General features: G+C 29.6%; 14 protein-coding genes. All 14 read left to right on the plus strand.

All coding sequences use genetic code 11. From position 1 onward, the window contains the following. Positions 1-131: 131 nt before the first annotated feature. Positions 132-3,668, plus strand: a complete 3,537-nt coding sequence (locus BLP75_RS13300; protein ID WP_092726813.1) for a DNA polymerase III subunit alpha — start codon at positions 132-134, stop codon at positions 3,666-3,668. Between the two features lie 206 nt (positions 3,669-3,874). Beyond that, complete coding sequence (gene pfkA, locus BLP75_RS13305; RefSeq protein WP_092726814.1) at positions 3,875-4,834, plus strand: 6-phosphofructokinase; 960 nt, start codon at positions 3,875-3,877, stop codon at positions 4,832-4,834. Between the two features lie 18 nt (positions 4,835-4,852). Further along, positions 4,853-6,613 (plus strand): pyruvate kinase, encoded by a 1,761-nt coding sequence (gene pyk, locus BLP75_RS13310; protein WP_092726815.1) that lies wholly within the window; start codon positions 4,853-4,855, stop codon positions 6,611-6,613. Between the two features lie 270 nt (positions 6,614-6,883). After that, positions 6,884-8,461 (plus strand): sodium:neurotransmitter symporter family protein, encoded by a 1,578-nt coding sequence (locus tag BLP75_RS13315; RefSeq protein WP_092726817.1) that lies wholly within the window; start codon positions 6,884-6,886, stop codon positions 8,459-8,461. A gap of 247 nt (positions 8,462-8,708) precedes the next feature. Further along, positions 8,709-9,401, plus strand: a complete 693-nt coding sequence (locus tag BLP75_RS13320; protein WP_092726818.1) for a hypothetical protein — start codon at positions 8,709-8,711, stop codon at positions 9,399-9,401. Between the two features lie 77 nt (positions 9,402-9,478). Further along, positions 9,479-10,837, plus strand: a complete 1,359-nt coding sequence (rlmD, locus tag BLP75_RS13325) for a 23S rRNA (uracil(1939)-C(5))-methyltransferase RlmD (protein ID WP_092726819.1) — start codon at positions 9,479-9,481, stop codon at positions 10,835-10,837. A gap of 159 nt (positions 10,838-10,996) precedes the next feature. Continuing rightward, entirely contained in the window at positions 10,997-13,708 is a 2,712-nt protein-coding gene (hpdB, locus tag BLP75_RS13330) for a 4-hydroxyphenylacetate decarboxylase large subunit (RefSeq protein WP_092726821.1), read from the plus strand. A 4-nt stretch (positions 13,709-13,712) separates the two neighbouring features. After that, entirely contained in the window at positions 13,713-13,970 is a 258-nt protein-coding gene (gene hpdC, locus BLP75_RS13335; protein ID WP_092726823.1) for a 4-hydroxyphenylacetate decarboxylase small subunit, read from the plus strand. Positions 13,971-13,982: 12 nt separating this feature from the next. Beyond that, on the plus strand, positions 13,983-14,921 hold the full coding sequence (gene hpdA, locus BLP75_RS13340; protein ID WP_092726825.1) for a 4-hydroxyphenylacetate decarboxylase activase: 939 nt from the start codon (positions 13,983-13,985) through the stop codon (positions 14,919-14,921). Positions 14,922-15,055: 134 nt separating this feature from the next. Continuing rightward, positions 15,056-15,730, plus strand: coding sequence for a Crp/Fnr family transcriptional regulator (locus BLP75_RS13345; RefSeq protein ID WP_092726827.1), 675 nt, complete (start codon positions 15,056-15,058; stop codon positions 15,728-15,730). A gap of 199 nt (positions 15,731-15,929) precedes the next feature. Continuing rightward, positions 15,930-16,865, plus strand: coding sequence for a phosphoglycerate dehydrogenase (locus BLP75_RS13350; RefSeq protein ID WP_092726829.1), 936 nt, complete (start codon positions 15,930-15,932; stop codon positions 16,863-16,865). A 233-nt stretch (positions 16,866-17,098) separates the two neighbouring features. After that, on the plus strand, positions 17,099-19,117 hold the full coding sequence (gene ligA / locus BLP75_RS13355; RefSeq protein WP_092726830.1) for an NAD-dependent DNA ligase LigA: 2,019 nt from the start codon (positions 17,099-17,101) through the stop codon (positions 19,115-19,117). A gap of 193 nt (positions 19,118-19,310) precedes the next feature. After that, positions 19,311-20,660, plus strand: a complete 1,350-nt coding sequence (gene rph, locus BLP75_RS13360) for a ribonuclease PH (RefSeq protein WP_092726832.1) — start codon at positions 19,311-19,313, stop codon at positions 20,658-20,660. Continuing rightward, a complete protein-coding gene (locus tag BLP75_RS13365) occupies positions 20,660-21,130 on the plus strand; it encodes a metallophosphoesterase family protein (RefSeq protein ID WP_092726833.1) in 471 nt (156 codons plus the stop codon). The genes rph and BLP75_RS13365 overlap by 1 nt, the downstream gene beginning before the upstream one ends. Positions 21,131-21,162 lie beyond the last annotated feature (32 nt).

Raw genomic sequence — 21,162 nt, forward strand, 5'->3', positions numbered from 1 at the left:
AAATATACAAAATATCCAAAGTTAAGTAATTAATTTTGGGTATTTTAATTTTGATTAAAATAAGAAGGATGAATTTTGTTTTATGATATGTTTTTGTGGTAATATTAAAAGATAAGACGGGAGGTGGTTTCGTGAGCAAAGATTTCGCACATCTTCATGTTCACACCGAATACAGTTTACTTGACGGATTTTCAAGGGTTAAGAAACTAGTGGCTAGAGCAAAAGAATTAAATATGTCATCTATTGCTATAACAGATCATGGATGTATGTTTGGAGTAATAGATTTTTATAAAACAGCAAAAAAAGAAGGAATAAAGCCGATTATAGGGTGTGAAGTTTATACAGCACCAAGAACATTAAAAGATAAAGATCCTAACTATGATAAAAATCAAGGACATCTAGTTTTATTAGCTAAAAATATGGACGGATATAAAAATCTAATAAAAATGGTATCTACATCATATGTTGAAGGATTTTATTATAAACCTAGAGTAGATATGCAAGAGCTTAAACAACATAGCGAAGGTATTATAGCATTATCAGCATGTTTAGCTGGAGACGTATCACAAGCTCTTATGGATAGAAACTATGAAAAAGCTAAAAAGTTAGCATTACAATATCAAGAAATATTTGGTGAAGATAACTTTTATTTGGAAATACAAGATCACAATATACCAGAACAAAGAGAAGTAAATTCTGGGTTAGTTAAGTTATCAAAGGAAATAGGAATACCATTAGTAGCGACCAATGATATTCATTATGTAAATAGAGAAGATTCTAAAATACATGATGTACTTATGTGTATACAAATGGGTAAAACCGTGAATGACCCAAATCGTATGAGATTCGGAAGTGATGAATTTTATCTTAAATCCAGAGAAGAAATGGAAGAGTTATTTCCATATGCACCTGAAGCTATAGAAAATACTGTAAAAATAGCTGAACAATGTAATGTTGAGTTTGATTTTAATACAATACATCTTCCTCAATATGATGTACCAAGTGGCTATACACCTGATACCTACCTAAGGGAATTATGTTTTAAAGGATTAGAAGAAAGATATGGTACTCCAACTGAAGAAGTTATAAAAAGACTAAATTATGAACTTGATGTAATAGAAAGAATGGGATATGTTGAATATTTTCTTATTACATGGGACTTTATAAATTTCTCTAAAGAAAATAATATAATGGTAGGCCCTGGTAGAGGTAGTGCTGCTGGTTCTATAGTTGCATATACTCTTAAAATAACAGATATAGATCCAATTAAATACTCGCTACTATTTGAGAGATTTTTAAATCCAGAGCGTGTATCTATGCCCGATATAGATATAGACTTCTGTTATGAAAGAAGAGAAGAAGTTATAGATTATGTAAAAAGGAAATATGGAGAAGATCATGTTGCCCAAATAATTACATTTGGAACAATGGGTGCTAAAGCTGCAATAAGAGATGTTGGTAGAGTTTTAGATACTCCATATAATAAAGTCGATAAAATAGCAAAAGAGATACCTTTTGCATTGGGAATGACAATAGATAAAGCTTTAGAAACAAATCCAAATTTAAGAGCTTTATATGAACAGGATAGAGAAACAAAAGAAATTATAGATATATCTAAACAAATAGAGGGTATGCTAAGACATGCATCAACACATGCTGCTGGTGTTGTTATATCTAAAAATCCTGTAGATGAATATGTGCCGTTGTATAAACATCAAGATGCAATAACGACTCAATTTACAATGACGACTTTAGAAGAGTTAGGGCTTTTAAAGATGGATTTCCTTGGCTTAAGAACGCTTACAGTAATAAGGGATGCTCTTGAGTTAATAGAAAGAAATTATGGAAGAAAAATAGATTTTTCAAGAATGGATTATGATGATCACAAAGTTTATGAACTATTATCATCAGGAAATACACTTGGAGTATTCCAGTTAGAAAGTGCTGGGATGAGAACTTTCATGAAACAATTAAGACCAGATAATTTTGAAGATATAGTGGCTGGAATTTCTTTATATAGACCAGGTCCTATGGATTCTATACCAACATATATAGAAAATAAAAATAATCCTCATCATGTAAAGTATTTACATGAAAAATTAAAACCTATAATGGAAGTTACTTATGGATGTTTAGTATACCAAGAACAGGTAATGCAAGTTGTTAGAGAACTTGGAGGATATACGTATGGACGTAGTGACTTAGTTAGAAGAGCTATGGGTAAGAAAAAAATGGACGTAATGGAAGAAGAAAGACGATATTTTATTCATGGTAAAGAGGATGAAAATGGAAATATTGAAATCTCAGGTTGTGTAAGAAATGGTGTACCAGAAGATATAGCGGATAAAATATTCGATGATATGATAGATTTTGCAAAGTATGCATTTAATAAGTCTCATGCAGCTGCATATGGTGTTTTATCTTATCAGACGGCATATTTAAAGGCATATTATCCAGTTGAATTTATGGCAGCCTTAATAACAAGTGTAATGGGAAATACAGATAAAGTTGTTGAATATACAAGAGAATGTAATTCTTTAGGAATTCAAGTTTTAAAGCCAGATATAAATAAAAGTTTCTCTAAGTTCTCAGTTGAAGGTAATAACATAAGATTTGGATTAGCCGCAGTTAAAAATGTTGGTGTAAATATTATAAACAATATAATTAACGAAAGACAATTAAATGGAAATTTCAAAGACTTTGGAGATTTAGCAAAAAGGCTGGATTCTAAAGACACGAATAAGAGAGTAATAGAGAGTTTAATTAAATGTGGGGCATTTGACGAAATAAGTGAAAATCGTGCGAGCTTAATGGCAGGATATGAAAATCTATTAGATAGTATTGCTATGGATAGAAAGAAAAATGTACAAGGCCAAATATCTTTATTTGAAGCGTTCTCTGCTCAAGAAGAAAATAATAAACTTCATAATGTAAGTGCAATTCCAAAAATAAATGAATATGAAGAAAGAGAAAGGTTAAACCTAGAAAAAGAAGTATTAGGTATGTATGTTAGTGGACATCCTTTGGCCGAATTTGAAGAAGAAATTCAAAGAAATACATCAATAGATAATGGAAAATTAAATGCTTTAAAAGATGATACACAAAGTTATTTAGCTCTTGATGAAAGAGAAGTTATAATGGGCGGTATGATAACAAATAAAACTATAAAAACAACTAAGAGAAATGATTTAATGGCATTCATAGAATTAGAAGATTTGTATGGGGCTATAGAAGTTATAATATTCCCACAGTTGTTACAAAAGTATAATCAAATATTAAATGAAGATGATATAGTATATATAAAAGGAACTTTAAGTATAAAAGAAGATGAAAATGCAAAACTTATAGCTAGAGAAATAAAAGATATAAGTGACAAATCAAGGTTTGAAGAGAATAGATATAACTATAATAAAAGAGAAAGTTCACCAGCTAAAGTAGACTCTAAGCTAGGCTTATATTTAAAAATAGATAGTTTCAACAATAAAGAGATAATGAATGATATTATTAAAATATGTAGCAAATATCCTGGAAGTGAAAATATATTTTTATATGCTCAAGAAACGAAGCAATTATATAAGTGGAATGGTGTGAATGTAAGTATTTCAAACGACTTATTATTAGAATTAGAACATCTATTATCAAAGGAAAATATAAAAGTAAAAAAATAGCATAATAAAATTAAAAAAATTAGGATATTAAAATAAAAAATTTATAATATAATAATATTATGAAAAAAATGGTTCATATTGTGGTATAATATCAGAAAATGAATATTTTAATAGTTCTAATTTTTTTAACTTTGATGGGATGAAAAATCAATATAGGGACAAAAAATGTCCTAATATATTTAAATGTATAACTAGGAGGTAGCACTATGAAAACTATAGGGATATTGACAAGTGGGGGAGATGCTCCAGGAATGAACGCAGCTATAAGAGCTGTTGTAAGATCTGCAATATACTATGGATGTAAAGTATACGGAATTAACAGAGGATACAAAGGTTTAATAGAAGAAGATATACAAGAAATGAACTTATCATCTGTTGGAGATATTATACATAGAGGCGGAACTGTACTAAAGTCTTCTAGATGTGAAGAATTCAAAACAGAAGAAGGTAGAGCGATAGGAGTAGAAGTACTAAAGAAATTTGGTATTGATTGCTTAGTCGTAATAGGTGGAGATGGATCTTTCAATGGAGCATTAAAACTTAGTCAATTAGGTTTTCCAGCTATAGGTATTCCAGGTACTATAGATAATGACTTAGCGTACACTGATTATACTATAGGTTTTGATACAACAATGAATACAATAATCGATGCAATAGGTAAAATAAGAGATACTTCTTCTTCTCATGAAAGGGTTAACATAATCGAGGTTATGGGAAGACACTGTGGAGATTTAGCTTTATATGCAGGTCTTGCAGGAGGAGCTGAAACTATAATAGTTCCAGAGGTTGAATTTAAAGTCGAAGATGTATGCACTAAATTAAAAACAACTCAAAAAAGAGGTAAAAGACATAGCATTATAGTCTTAGCAGAGGGAGTAGGAAATGCTCAAGACTTAGGTAAGGAAATCGTTAAAGAGACAGGCGCTGACCTAAGAGTGACTATATTAGGACACGTTCAAAGAGGTGGAAGCCCAACAGCATTCGACAGAATATTAGCAAGTAGAATGGGTGTTAGAGCAGTTGAACTTTTATTAGATGGAAAAGCTGCAAAAGTAGTAGGTATTAAAGACAATAAGATAATTGATATGGATATAAATGAAGCTTTATCAATGACAAGAGACTTTGATAAAGATACTTATGAAATGGTAAAAATACTATCTATATAATATAGGAGGAATATATATATGTTAAAGGATATGAAAAGAACTAAAATAGTTTGTACATTAGGACCAGCATCAGAGAAAGAAGAAGTTTTAACTCAATTAGTAGAAAATGGATTAAACGTATGTAGATTCAACTTCTCTCATGGATCACATGAAGAACATAAGGGAAGATTAGATATGGCTAAAAAGGTTAGAGAAAAATTAGGAAAGCCAGTAGCTCTTTTATTAGATACTAAAGGACCAGAAATAAGAACAGGGAACTTTGCTGATCCAGAAGTATTATTAGAAGAAGGCCAAACATTTACTATAACAATGAAAGATGTTGTAGGAACTAAAGAAATATGTACAGTAAGTTACAAAGGTCTTGCAGAAGATGTTAATCCAGGAAATGTAATATTAATAGATGATGGATTAGTTGGATTAAGAGTTAAAGAAGTAAATGGAGAAGATATAGTTTGTATAGTTGAAAACTCTGGTATAGTTAAGAATCATAAGGGAGTAAATGTACCAAATGTTAGTATAAACTTACCAGCTATAACTGATAAAGATATAAGTGATATAGAATTCGGTATAAGCCAAGATGTTGATTTTATAGCAGCTTCATTTGTAAGAAAAGCATCAGATGTATTAGCTATAAGAGAAATATTAGAAAGAAATAATGCTACAGATATACAAATAATATCTAAAATAGAAAACCAAGAAGGTGTAGATAATTTAGATGAAATATTAAAAGTTTCTGATGGTATAATGGTTGCTAGAGGTGACTTAGGGGTTGAAATACCAACAGAAGATATACCAGTAGTTCAAAAAATGATGATAAGAAAATGTAATGAATTAGCTAAACCAGTAATAACTGCTACTCAAATGCTTGATTCTATGATAAGAAACCCAAGACCAACAAGAGCAGAAGTAACAGATGTTGCAAATGCGATATATGACGGAACAGATGCTATAATGTTATCTGGAGAAACTGCTGCAGGGAAATATCCAGTAGAAGCTGTAAAAACTATGGCGTCTATAGCTAAAAGAACAGAAGAAACTTTAGATTATGATAATTTATTAAAGAAAAATGCTAGCAATAACACAACAGTTACAGATGCAATAAGTCATGCTACTTGTACAACAGCTATAGATTTAAATGCATCAGCTATAATAACTTCTACTTCTTCAGGACATACTGCAAGAATGGTATCTAAGTTTAGACCACAATGTCCAATAATAGCTACTACTACTAATGAAAAAGCTATGAGACAATTAGGGCTTACTTGGGGAGTTTACACAGTTAAATCATCAAGTTCTAAAAATACAGATGAAGTTATAGAAAATTCTATAGAAGCTGCTAAGAGTGCTAACTTTATAAATAATGGAGAATTAGTAGTTATAACAGCAGGAGTACCAGTTGGAGTAAGTGGAACTACTAACTTAATAAAAGTTCATGTTATAAGTGAAGAAATAGCTCAAGGTATAGGTGTTGGAACTAAGACAGCAGAAGGTAAAGTTCGTATAGTGAAGAGCGGTGAAAATTGCGCAGATTTCAATGAAGGAGATATATTAGTTACAACTATGACTAATATAGATATGAACCCTTATATAGAAAAAGCTGGAGCAATAGTAACTGAAGATGGTGGAATGACTTCTCATGCTGCTATAGTTGGTTTAAATTTAGATAAACCAGTTGTAGTATCAGCTAATAAAATACTTGAAACAGTTAAAGACGGAGAAGTTGTAACAGTAGATGCATCAAGAGGTGTAATATATAGAGGCTCAAGTAGAGTTTTATAATAAAGAATGAAAAATTAAAATTTTCTGAAAATTTAATAATAATTGCTTGAAAATTATTAAGTAAAGTGTTACTATATTTTTAAGCTAGTAAAAATAACCACTAAGGATGAAATCATATAATGATGAAATCTTAGTGGTTATTTTATAAATTGATTGTTCAGAAAATTCAGTAAAATTTGAGCAATCAAGAAATTATCTTTAAAATTGATTCGATAAAATCGTCGATTAAGCGAATCAAATTTTTTATATCTAAAGGGGGGAGATAGACTAATGACTGAAAGTAGAGAAAACTGGGGTTCGAAGATTGGTCTAATATTAGCAATGGCAGGGAATGCCGTTGGACTAGGGAATTTTTGGAGATTCCCGTATGTAGCTGCTTCAAATGGTGGAGGAGCATTTATGATACCATACTTCTTTGCACTAATAGTTATAGGTTTACCTGTAATGTTAGTTGAATGGAGTATAGGGCGTTATGGTGGGAAACATGGTCATGGGACATTAGGGCCTATGATGTATTTACAAGCAAAACAAGCAATGAAACCTAAAAAAGCAATTATAGTTGGTTCTTTATGTGGGATGATAGCATTTGGTGTTACTATATTAGTTAACTCTTATTATAATCACATTATTGGATGGTCTTTAGGATTTGCATTTAATTCTTTAACAGGTGGATATAAAGGAGATCCAGGAGGATTCTTCGCAAGTTATATTCAGGATCCTAAAAACTTAGTATTTTGGGTTATAGCATTACTTTGTTTAGCATTTGCAGTAATGAAAGGTATACAAAAAGGTATAGAATCATGGGCTAAAGTAATGATGCCTGTACTATACGTATTTGGTATTATATTAGGAATTAGATCATTAACACTTGGTGCTCCAGTTAATCCCGATTGGAGTTCATTAGCTGGACTTAACTATATCTGGAATCCAGATTTTAGTCAATTATCATGGCAATCTGCAATAGCTGCAGCTGGTCAAATATTCTTCACATTATCTTTAGGTATGGGGATAATACAAAATTATGCTTCATACTTACAACCAGATGAAGATATAGTAACGGCATCTGTAGCAACTATATCATTAAATGAGTTTGCAGAAGTTATATTAGGTGGTACAGCAGTTATTCCTATAGCTTATGCATTTTTAGGACCAGAAGGTATAAAAGGAAGTATAGGTTTAGCATTTATGGCACTACCGAATGTATTTAGTACTATGACTGGTGGAGGAATATTTGGAGCTATGTGGTTCTTATTATTATTCTTTGCTGGTGTCACATCTGCTATAGCAATGTACAATTATTTGGTAGCATTGTTAGAAGAGGATGCAGGTATAGAAAGAAAAAAAGGTGCTTGGATAGTATTCGTTGGATATCTAATAGTTGGTTTACCAATAGCATTAGAGTCAATATTAACTCAAAGTGCTAACTTAGTATACTTCACAGAAGTTGATAACTGGATAGGTAACTATCTATTAATAGTTCTAGGATTAATAGAAATTATAGTAATAGGATGGTGTGTAAAAGATAAAGCTTTAGAAGAAATGAATAGAGGTGGCTTATGGAAAGTTCCTAAATGGTTCTTTAGATTATTCCATCAATTCTTAACACCAATTACAATAATAACATTCTTAGTATTCTTTACAAGAGATTATTGGATAGCTGGTAACTTCAAAGTTGTACCTAGTTATGTAGCTGAAATACCAGAATTTGCAATTTGGGTTAATTTAGGTAGAATAGTAGTATTTGGAGTATTGATAATAGGGTTTATTCAATCATATAAATCAATCAAAACTAAGTATAAAGATGAGATAGAAAGTAATGAAGTAAATGAAAAAGAAGAAAATAAGTAAACTCCATAAAGAATAGGAGGGTAAATTTTATGACTAGTGCAGCATGGGGATTTATGGGTGTAATTTGGGCAACGATATTTGTATGTATAAGTATATCCATGAAAAAAATTGTAAAAGATCAGAAATAAAAAATATAAAACCCTACTTTTAAAGTAGGGTTTTTGACTAAATATAATACAAAAAAATGAACGAATTTTCTGACAAGTTTAAGCGGATATAGTATTATATAATTAAAGGGAGGGATAAAATGAATACAAATCTAGTAATAACTACAATAAAGCAATTAAACGCTGAAATAGACAAGAATAAAAGTTTGAAAGAAAATAAAAAACAAAAATATAGATTACAATTAGACAAACTACTAAATAAATATACTGAAATTGAAATTTCTGATAAATTTAAAACTCAATATAATCAATTAAACGGAAAAGGTGTAGAGCTAATAAAAGAAGTAAAAGCATCTAAAGACAAGAATAAATTAGAAACGAGCATAGATGTTTATATAAGATACTTAAAAGCATCATTATGTGATTTTGAAGAAAAAACTACTTATTTAAGAAAGTATATAACTAGTTTTTTATTTAGTGCAATGTTATTTTTAGCATTATCACCACAATTTTATGGATTTATATTACCGGTATTATTCTTCTTACCAATATATATAGGATTAAAAGGAGTAAAACAAAGATCAATAACTGGATTTTATATGACTATGAGTGTAGTGCCTGTTGCGCTTATGACATCTTTTACATGGATAAGATATGGAATTAATGCTAAATCAGATTATTTAGGGGCTGTAAAAGCTATAGTGGATAGTGGCGTAGCTCAAAGTTTGGCAGAGAAATTAGTGTATATAGGACCAATATTTGGGTGTATATTATTACTATTTGCTTGTTTACAACTGTATAGAGGATATAAAAGTAGAGATTTATTCATATAGGGGCTTTATAAGCCTCTGTTTTTTTGGTAAAATTAAATCTTGGAGTTTCTTAAAATACATGGACGGAGGATACCTTAATGTTATCAAAAAATGAAGAGTATATTGTAGATATAGTTGATATAGGTCAAGGTGGAGTAGGAATAGGAAAACACAATGGCTTTACAGTCTTCGTAGAGGGCGGATTAATAGAGGACAAAGTAAAAGTTAAAATAAATAAGTCTAAAAAAAATTATGCTGTTGGTGATATTGTAGAAATAATAGAAAAATCACCTTTCAGAATAGATAGAGTTTGTAGCGACAATCTTAAAGATTGTGGAGGATGTCAAATACAAGAACTAGAATATCAAAAACAACTTGATATAAAAACTAATGAAGTTAAACAAGTTATCAGTAGAATCGGAAAGTTAGAGGATGTTACTATACATGAAACATTAGGAATGGATAAACCTCTAAGATATAGAAATAAAGCTCAATTCCCTATACAAAAATCAGGTAATACACCTGTTATAGGATTTTACAAGAAAAAAAGTCACGATATAATACCTATGGATAAGTGTGTTATACAACACGATATAAATGATAAAATAGTTAAAATTATAAAGACTTATATAAATGCATATAATGTTAGTGTTTATGATGAAAAGACTCATACAGGAGTTTTAAGACATTTAGTAACAAAAATAGGATTTACAACTAAAGAAGTTATGGTAGTGTTAGTAGCTAATGGTAAAAAGTTACCATATTTAAGTGAGCTAGCATCTGTTCTAAAAGATAATGTGCCAGGATTTAAAACATTAGTTGTAAATGAAAATAGAGAGAAGACTAATGTAATATTAGGTAAAGAAAATAGAGTAGTATACGGTGAAGGAAAAATCAATGATTATATAGGTGACTTAGTATTTGAAATATCACCGCTTTCGTTCTTCCAAGTTAACCCTATACAAACAGAAGTTTTATATAATAAAGCTTTAGAGTATGCAGATTTACAAGAAAATGATACTGTATTTGATATATATTGCGGTATAGGTACTATATCTTTATTTCTAGCTCAAAAAGCTAAAAAAGTATATGGTATAGAAATCGTAGCAGATGCTATAAAAGATGCTAAGATAAATGCACAAATAAATAATTTAGATAATGTTGAATTCTATGTAGGTAAGGCAGAAGAAGTTGTTCCTAAAATGTACGGCGAAGGAAAAACTGCTAATGTAGTAGTGGTAGATCCTCCTAGAAAAGGATGTGACGAGAAAGTTTTAGATACTATAGTATCTATGTCTCCTGATAAGGTTGTTTATGTTTCTTGTAATCCATCAACATTAGCTAGAGATTTAGCATATTTAGATGAAAGAGGATACAAGTGCGTAGAAATACAGCCAGTAGATATGTTCCCTCATACAATGCACGTTGAAAGTGTTGCAAAGCTAATAAAAAAGTAAATATAGACTTATATAAAAAGTATCTTTAATATTAATTTATTAAAGGTACTTTTTTGTGCTAAAAATTAACATTATTTAAAAATGTGTATACTTTACACTACCTTCTTAGTCTGAATGTATAATACAGTATTTATATATTTACATATAGGGGGGACGTTAATGGATAAATTAAAAGAAGATAAAATAAAAGAAATTTTATCAAAAAGGGGAATAAATACAGACCAATATTCTGCTATAAGCTCGCAGTACGAAGAAGCAGAAAAAGAACCAACGCCAAGAGCAAAAGCATTAAGAGATATATTTTATAATACATTATCAACAGCGGATATGGAATTTCCATACTGGTACAATAGGGCATGGAAAGAATTTGATGGAGAAATAACAGTAGTAAGGAGGGCAAAAGCATTAAAAGAGGCATTTTCTCATTTAACACCTAACATAGTTCCTGGAGAAAAATTAGTCATGCAAAAAACTATGAATTATAGAGGGGCATTCCCTATGCCTTGGTTAAGTGAAAGTTTCTTTATATCTCAAGGAGATGAAATATCTAAAGAAGCAGAAAAAATTGCTAGTAGTACAGCGGATGAATTAACTCAGTTTGGAAGCGGAGGCGGAAATGTAACAAAAAGCTTTGGAAATGTAGTTTCTATAGCAGGTAAATTTGGTATGAGACAAGAAGAGATACCAGCACTTTTAAAAGTTGCAAATGAATGGGTAGGTAAATCTGTAGAAGATGTAGGATTTAGATATGAAAAAATGATGCCAGAATTCGAAACTAAAGAAAAAATAATGAGTAGTTTAGTTTCAATGTTTGATTCAGGATATACACTTCCTCAGGGAAGAGAAATAATAAATTATTATTATCCATTACAATATGGATTTGATGAACTTATAAATATGGCAAAAGAATGTAGAGCAACAGTTGCAGGAAATGCAAATGGAGATGGCTTAGTAGGAATGGATAGACTATATTTTTATGAAGCTGTAATTCATGTTATAGAGGGAATACAAACATGGATATTAAACTATGCAAAACATGCAAAGTATTTAGCAGAAGTGGAACCTAATGAAACTGTAAAAAATGAATATTTAGAAATTGTAGATATATTAGAATGGATAGCTCATTATCAACCTCGTACGTTTAGAGAAGCACTTCAACTTTCATATACTGTTCACATAGCATCAGTAAATGAAGATGCTATATCAGGTATGTCTATAGGTAGATTTGGGCAAATTTTATATCCTTGGTATGAACAAGATAAAGAAAAAGGGATTCTTTCAAGAGAGGATGCTTTAGAATTACTAGAGCTATATAGAATTAAGATAACATGTATAGACTGCTTTGCATCTGCAGGTGTAAATGGTGGAGTTTTATCAGGAAATACATTCAATACTTTAAGTATAGGTGGATTGACAAGAGATGGTCAATCAGGAGCTAATGAACTAGAAATGTTATTATTAGAGTCTGGAATGAGTTGTAAAACACCTCAACCAACGTTGACTGTACTATATGATGAAAAATTACCAGAAGACTTTTTATTAAAAGCAGCTGAATGTACAAAAACAGGTACAGGATATCCTGCATGGGTAAATAACGTGAATTCAATAAACTTTATGATGAAACAATTTGCAGATGAGGGTATGACAATAGAAGAAGCAAGAGCAGTTGCATTAGGAGGATGTCTAGAAACATCTCCAGGATGTTGGAAAGAACTTACATTGAATGAAAAAAAATATTGGATAGCTGGAGGAGCTGGTCAGTCTGCTGGTTCTGGAATTCATTTTATAGCAAATCCTAAAGTGTTAGAACTTGTTTTAATGAATGGAAAAGATTATAGAACGGGAGCTCAGATTTTAAAGCCTCATAATAAGAATCTAGAAACATATGAAGAGTTATGGGAAGTATTTACAAGCTATTATGAACATATAATAAATGTTTTAGAAAAGGCAAACAACATAGAATTAGATGTTTGGAGAAAGCAAAATATGTCAGTTATAAACTCTTTCTTAAAACCTGATTGCTTAGATAAAGGTCAGCATATAGGAAATATGGGATATAGATACAATGCAACACTAAATGTAGAAACTTGTGGAACTGTAACTATGGTAAATTCTTTAGCGTCTATTAAAAACTTAGTATATGATAAAAAATTATATAGTTTAGATCAATTAAAAGAATCTATTTTAAATAATTTTGGATTTAAAAATGCTCTAGAAATAGGAAATTATTCTTTAGCTGATCAAGTTAAGCTAGAAGACGGAGGAAAATATGATGAGATTTATAAAGCTTGCTTAGATTCTCCGAAGTATGGAAATAACGACTATTATGCAGATAACATATTGAAAGGTTACCAAGAATGGTTATTGAAAGCATGTGAAAAAGCAGAGTCTCTGTATGGTAAAAAAATGTATCCTTGCCAAATATCAGTATCTACTCATGGACCTCAAGGTGCAGCTACTCTAGCTACTGCAGATGGTAGATTGAGTGGAACTACTTACTCAGATGGATCATTATCAGCGTATCCAGGAACAGATAAAAATGGGACATATGCTTTGTTTGAATCAGCAACTTGTTGGGATCAAGCACAAGTTCAAAATTCTCAAATGAACTTAAAATTACATCCTGCATCAGTTAAAGGTGAGCAAGGAAGTAAGAAATTATTAGATCTTACGCGTTCGTATTTAAGAAAAGGTGGATTCCATATTCAATATAATGTAGTAGATTCAAAAGTATTAAAAACAGCTCAAAAAACACCAGATGACTATAGAGATCTTATGGTTAGAGTTGCAGGATTTACTCAATATTGGTGTGAGTTAGGTAAACCAATACAAGATGAAGTTATAGCTAGAACTGAATACGAAGGGGTGTAAAATAATGAAATTAAAACATAATGATTGCTTAAACTTTTCAACTATAGATGCTACAAAGGGGATATGTAGAATAACAAAACAACTTATAAATATAGACTCAGAAACATGCTCAAATTTGGCATTAATGCCAAAATGTAAAAATTGTAAAAACTTTGAAAATCCAGATGAAAAAGGAATGGGAACTTGCACAGGTCTTGAAAAAGAAGATTGGACTTTTGAAAGTTTAAACGCAGTAACATGTAAAGGACATAAATTTAAATAAAGGAGAATCTAGATGAATTTAAAAGGCAATATATTTGACATACAAAGCTTTTCTGTTCATGATGGACCAGGTTGTAGAACAACGGTATTTTTTAATGGATGTCCTTTGCAATGTAGATGGTGTGCTAATCCTGAAAGTTGGAAAATAAAATCTCATATAATGTTTAGTGAATTATCTTGTAAATATGATAAAGGATGCACTGCCTGTAATGATAAATGTAAAAATGGTGGTTTAACTTTTGATGATTCGAATAAGCCAATTTTAAACTGGGATATTTGTAAAACTTGCACAACATTTGAATGTGCTAAATCATGTTATAATAATGCATTAAAAATATGCTCAAAGGAATATTCTGTAGAAGAATTAATGGAAATAATAAAAAGAGACTCTAATAACTGGAGAAGTAAAGGTGGAGTTACATTTAGTGGCGGAGAGCCATTGATTCATCATGAATATTTAATTAATATACTTAAAGAATGTAAAAAAATAAATATACACACAGCTATTGAAACTAGTGCATATGTATCAAGTGATATTTTCTTAAATATTATGGATTATATAGATTTTGCTTTTATAGATCTAAAACATATGGATAGAGAAAAACACAAAAGTCAAACAGGTGTATATAATGATTTAATACACCAAAATATTAAATTATTGAAAAAATGTAATTGGAATGGTCGATTGGTCATTAGAGTTCCTGTTATTGGTGGATTCAATGATGATGATGACAATGTATATAAAATTATTGATTTTATGAAAGAAAATGATTTATATGAGATAAACTTATTACCTTTTCATAGACTTGGAGAAAGTAAATGGAGCCAACTAGGAGAGATTTATGACTATAATGATAAAGGTGATGTAGATCTAAGTAAATTAGAAGAGATACAAGATAAATTTTTAGATAATGAAATAGCATGTTATATAGGTCATGAAACTATGTTTTAGTTAGAAAATTATACAAATAAAAAATATAAAATAAAAACTAGCAATTCTAATTATTGAATTGCTAGTTTTTATTTTATAAAATTAAGGAGTAGAGTTTTTTAGTTACAACTATAGAGGGGAAAGGGTATATTAACATGAAATTAGAGGATACAGTCATATATCATAGTATAAAAAAACATATGGATGAAATTGAAATTTATAAATATAAAAAAGGTCAATATATATCTAGTGGGGTAGAAAGTGTAGACGGAGTGTTTTTTATATTAGAAGGGATTGTTAGAGTTGAATGTATGACTAAGTATGGAAAAAGTTTCTTAGTTGATATAGTTCCAGAGGATGAGTTTGTAGGAAAAATTAGTGATTTATATGATCAGAGTTTATTTTGTGATATTATTGCAGAAAACTCTGTAACTTTAGCTAAAATAAATGCTTCAACATTTAAGATACTTCAAAATAATCCCGAGTTTTTAAATATATTCTTTTTTAAAACTAGTAAAAGAATGTATAATATGTATAAAAAATTAATAATGAAAGATTTATTTAGATTTGAAGAACTGTTCGCTCATTATATATTAGAAAATTCAAAGGATGATATTTTTAAATTTAAAAGCATATATAGTTTGTGTCATTTACTATCAACAAGTCGAAAAAATTTATACAATACAATAAATAAATTTGTAGAAAAAAAATATATAGAAAAAAAAGAAAATACTTTTATTATTAAAGACAAAGATGCTTTAATAAGTATTTCTAAATATGTTAAAGAGTACACTAGAAAAGATGAAAAAAAATTAAAGTTTGAACTGTAAAGTAAAATATATGAGAATATATTAATTTAATTTGGCCACAATAATTATAAATAAATGTATATTACACCTCATAGTTTTAACATCATAGTCTTTTTATACATTTATTTTTAAATAGATTAAGTCCTTCAGAATTGAAGGACTTTTTATTTTGACATAAAATACTTATAATATAACAAAATAATACATGGGAGGGATTGTAGTGAAGATTTTATTTACTATAAATTATGGGGAAGAAAAATTTCAAAAAGTCAGAGAACTAGGATACGATGTAATATATGCTAATGAAAAGAATGTGACAAATGATAAAGATATTAATGAAGTGGATGTATTAGTAACATATAATCCATTTAGTACCTTAGATATATCAAAAATGAATAATCTAAAATATATCCAAACATCTAGTGTTGGTGTGGACCAGATACCTAAAGAAAAAATAAATGGAAGGAATATAATAATCGCGAATAATAAAGGTGGATATAGCATTCCTATAAGTGAATGGATAGTAATGTATATTTTGCAAATATATAAAAATAGTAAAATTTTCTATAAACAACAGCAAGATAAAAAGTGGAAAATGAACTTTGACATGACAGAAATATACGGTAGACGAATTGGTTTTGTAGGTACAGGTACAATAGCTACAGAAGCAGCTAAGAGGTTAAAAGCTTTTGGTGTTGAACTATGGGGAGTAAATACAAAAGGAACCGATAAAAAATATTTTGATAGGTGCTTTGCAACAAATGATATGAATGAAGTATTTGAAAACTGCGATACGGTTGTATGTACAACACCAGCTACAAAAGATACTATTGGAATAATAAATAAAGATAAATTCAGTGTTATGAAAGATAAATCAGTGTTTATAAATGTAGGAAGAGGAAACATTGTAAATGAAAATGATCTAATTAAATATATGTATAAATTTAGAGGGGTAGCGCTAGATGTATTTCAAGAGGAACCATTGAGCGAAGATAATGAACTATGGAAATTTGCAAATATAACTATAACACCTCATAATTCATGGGTATCAGATAAAAATAATGATAGGAATTTTAATATGATATATAATAATCTTAAAAATTACATAAATAATAAACCTTTAAATAATACTATGGATATATATAAAGGATATTAGGTGAAAATAATAAAAGTTGCTCTATTAATAGAGTAACTTTTTTGTCATTAAAGATATTATAATAAATTTTAAAAATTACTAAATATGAAGTGTATTTAGAAATACCAGTTTTGTTACTCTAAGGTGAATAAAAAATTTCACAAGGATAATGCTAAAATGATATACTAAAATATATTAAAAGTTAGAAAATGGCAATACTAAAAATGTAAATAAGCATATGAGGTGATGATAGCATGAGTATAGAGAATAGAATGAATGAGCTTATAGATTTAATAAACTATCACAATGAAAAATACTATAATCAGGATGAGCCTGAGATATCGGATTTTGAATACGATAATTTAATGAAAGAATTAATAAAAATAGAAGAGGAAAATCCAGAATTAAAGAGAATTGACTCACCTACAAACAGAGTTGGAGGTAAACCTTTAGATAAATTTGAACAAATAGTACATAAAATACCTATGCTAAGTCTATCAAATGCATACTCAGGTCAAGATTTAAGAGATTTTGATAAGAGAGTTAGAGATATGGTAAATGGTGATGTTGAATATGTAGTTGAATTTAAGATAGATGGACTTTCAGTAGGGCTTACATATAATGATGGCGTTTTTGAAAAAGGAGCGACTAGAGGAGATGGTGTTGTAGGGGAAGATATATCGAAAAATTTAATGACAGTTAAGACAATTCCTCTAAAAATAGAAGAAGATAATGAGATAGTAGTAAGAGGAGAAGTTTACATATGTAAAGAAAATTTCCATAAAATAAATGCTCAACAAGAAGAAGCAGGTCTTCAGTTATTTGCGAACCCAAGAAATTTAGCGGCAGGATCACTAAGACAGTTAGATTCTAAGTTAACTGCAAAGAGACCTTTAGATATATTTATATTTAATCTAGAACATGGTGAAAATCTAGAGTTTGAGAGCCATAGTGAATCATTAGAGTTTTTAAAATCTCAAGGGTTTAAGGTAAGTCCTAACTATAAGGTATGTAATAAAATCGATGAAGTAATTGATTATATAGAATATTGGACTAAAAATAGAGGAAACCTAGATTTTGAAATAGATGGAATGGTTATAAAAGTAAATAACTTAAAACAAAGAGAAGTTATGGGTTATACTGCAAAAAGTCCAAGATGGGCTATTGCATATAAATTCCCAGCAGAGCAAAAGAAAACAAAAATAATAGACATAATAGTTGAAGTAGGTAGAACAGGTACAATAACTCCTACAGCTGTATTAGAACCTGTTAGGTTGGCAGGAACTAGCGTAAGTAGAGCAACATTACATAATGAAGATTATATAAGAGAAAAAGACATAAAAATAAATGACGTTGTATTAGTTCAAAAAGCAGGAGATATAATACCACAGGTTGTTGAAGTAATAAAAGAAGAAAGAACTGGCGATGAGTTAGCTTTTGAAATGCCTAAAAAATGCCCAGTATGTTCTGAGCCTACTGTAAGACTTGAAGGCGAAGTTGCTGTAAAATGCATAAATATGTCTTGCCCTGCTCAGATAAGAAGAGGAATAATACATTTTGTTTCGAGAGATGCAATGAATATAGATGGATTGGGTGAATCGATAATAACATTATTATTAAATGAAAAAATAATAGAAGATGTTGCAGACTTATATAGTATAAAAAAAGAAGATGTAGTTAATCTAGAAAGGATGGGAGATAAATCTGCAAACAACCTAGTTAAGTCAATTAAAAAATCTAAAGAAAATGATTTATGGAGATTAATAAATGGACTAGGGATAAAATTTGTAGGGGTTAAAGGAGCTAAAATTTTAGCTAAGAATTTTGATAGTTTAGACTCAATTATAAAGGCATCTTTTGAAGATTTAATAAACTTAGAAGAATTTGGAGAAATCATGGCAAAAAGTGTTATAGAATTCTTTAAAGAAGAAAAAAATCTTAATGTAATAGATAAGCTAAAAAATGCAGGCGTAAATATGAATGCAGAAGATGACTCAAATAATGATATTCCTAAAATTTTTGAAGGTATGAAAATTGTTCTGACAGGTACATTACCTACATTAAAAAGAAATGATGCTAAAGAAATTATAGAATCTAGAGGTGGAAAAGCAACTAGTAGCGTAAGTAAATCGACTACATTTGTATTAGCAGGTGAAGAAGCTGGATCTAAGTTAACTAAGGCAAATGAATTAGGAATTAAAGTTATCGATGAAAATCAATTTATTGAATTGGCTAAACTAGAAACAAAAGAAGATGTAAAGAATAATTTATAAAGTAATATGCTGATATTAAAAAAAGATATTTAATACAATAGATCAAAATTAATATTATTTTAAAGTTATTAACGAGTATATAGAAATTGTTAATAGTGGAAAATAACTTGTAATATATGTTAATATTAGTAATATATGAATAAAGTTGAACGAATGAAAAATCAACATAACATACTTAAGCGAGGTATTAGTAATGGCTAGAATTGATAATAGAAGTAACGATCAGATAAGAGATATAAAAATAACAAGAAATTATACTAGGTATGCAGAAGGTTCTGTACTAATAGAAATGGGAGAAACTAAAGTTATATGTACGGCATCTATAGAAGAGAAAGTACCACCTTTTTTAAGACATACAGGAACTGGATGGATAAATGCAGAATATTCTATGCTTCCTAGATCAACTCATCAAAGAAAAATAAGAGAATCATCTAGAGGTAAAGTAGATGGAAGAACTCAAGAAATACAAAGATTAATAGGAAGGGCTATTAGATCTGTTATAGATTTAAACAAATTAGGAGAAAGAACTATTTGGGTAGACTGTGATGTGATTCAAGCTGATGGAGGGACTAGAACTGCTTCAATAACAGGTGCATTTGTTGCAGTAGTAGATGCTCTAGACAAGTTACATAAGTCTAAAGTTATAAAAGAAATTCCAGTTAGAAATTTTGTGTCAGCTATAAGTGTTGGTATAGTAAATCAAGAGCATGTTTTAGATTTATGCTATGAAGAAGATTCTAACGCACAAGTTGACATGAATATAATAATGACAGATAAAGGTGAGTTTGTTGAAGTTCAAGGAACAGGTGAAGAACGTCCTTTCTCAAGAACTGATTTAAATGCATTGTTAGAGCTTGGTGAAAAAGGGAATAAAGAATTAATAAAAGCTCAAAGAGCTGCATTAGGAAAAATAGCAGATGATATATTAGGAATGGAGTATGGGGATGAAGTAGTTATAGCTACTAATAATGCTCATAAGTTAGAAGAAATAGGGGCTATATTAGACGATTTTGATTATACTATATATTCATTAAAAGATGTAGACTTAGGTGGAATTGAAATTGTTGAAGATGGAAAAACATTTGAGCATAATGCATTAATAAAAGCTAGAACTATAGCAAAATTAACTAATAAAATAGCTATATCAGATGATTCAGGTTTAGAAGTTGACGCTATAGGAAAAAAACCAGGAGTTTATTCAGCTAGATATGCAGGAGAAAATGCTACAGATGAAGAAAATAGACAAAAGTTAGTTAAAGCATTAGCTAACATTCCAGCAAGTCAAAGAACTGCAAGGTTTGTATCTGCGATAGCTGTAGTTTTCCCAGACGGAAAAGAATTTGTAGTTAGAGGAACTTGTGAAGGTTCTATAGGATTTGAAGAAAAAGGTAAAAATGGATTTGGATATGACTCATTATTCATAGTAAATGGATACAATAAGACGTTTGCTGAAATGCCTGCAACTATAAAAAATGGTATAAGTCACAGAGCGAATGCTTTAAAATTAATGAAAAGTGAGTTTAGCAAAAGGGTAGTGAGATAATGAAAATAGGAGTAGTTAGTGATACTCATATGATGAAGAAATTCATCGACAAATCTATACCATATTTGAAAGAGTGCGATTTAATAATTCACGCTGGAGATAATTTTTCGGATTCAAAGTACATACATAATGAAACTAATGTAGGTATAATGGCTGTAAAAGGAAATTGCGATTTTGACAATGTAGAGGATGAATTATTATTTGAAGTAGAAGATAAAATAATATTTTTATGCCATGGAGATAAATATGGGGTAAAGTATGGGATAGATGAAATTGAACAAAAGGCTAAATCAGTAAATGCAGATATAGTAATTTTTGGTCATACGCATATTCCATTAAATATAGAAAAGGATAGTATATTATACTTAAATCCTGGAAGTTTATCTTTACCAAGAAGAGTAAACTATAAAAGCTTCGTAATAATGGATATAAAACAGGGTCAAATCAATATAAAAGAAATAAGATTATAATGTGGTGTATAAGTGGAATATCCTTAAGTTGC

It is taken from the genome of Romboutsia lituseburensis DSM 797, assembly GCF_900103615.1.
Taxonomy (GTDB): Bacteria; Bacillota; Clostridia; order Peptostreptococcales; family Peptostreptococcaceae; genus Romboutsia_F; species Romboutsia_F lituseburensis.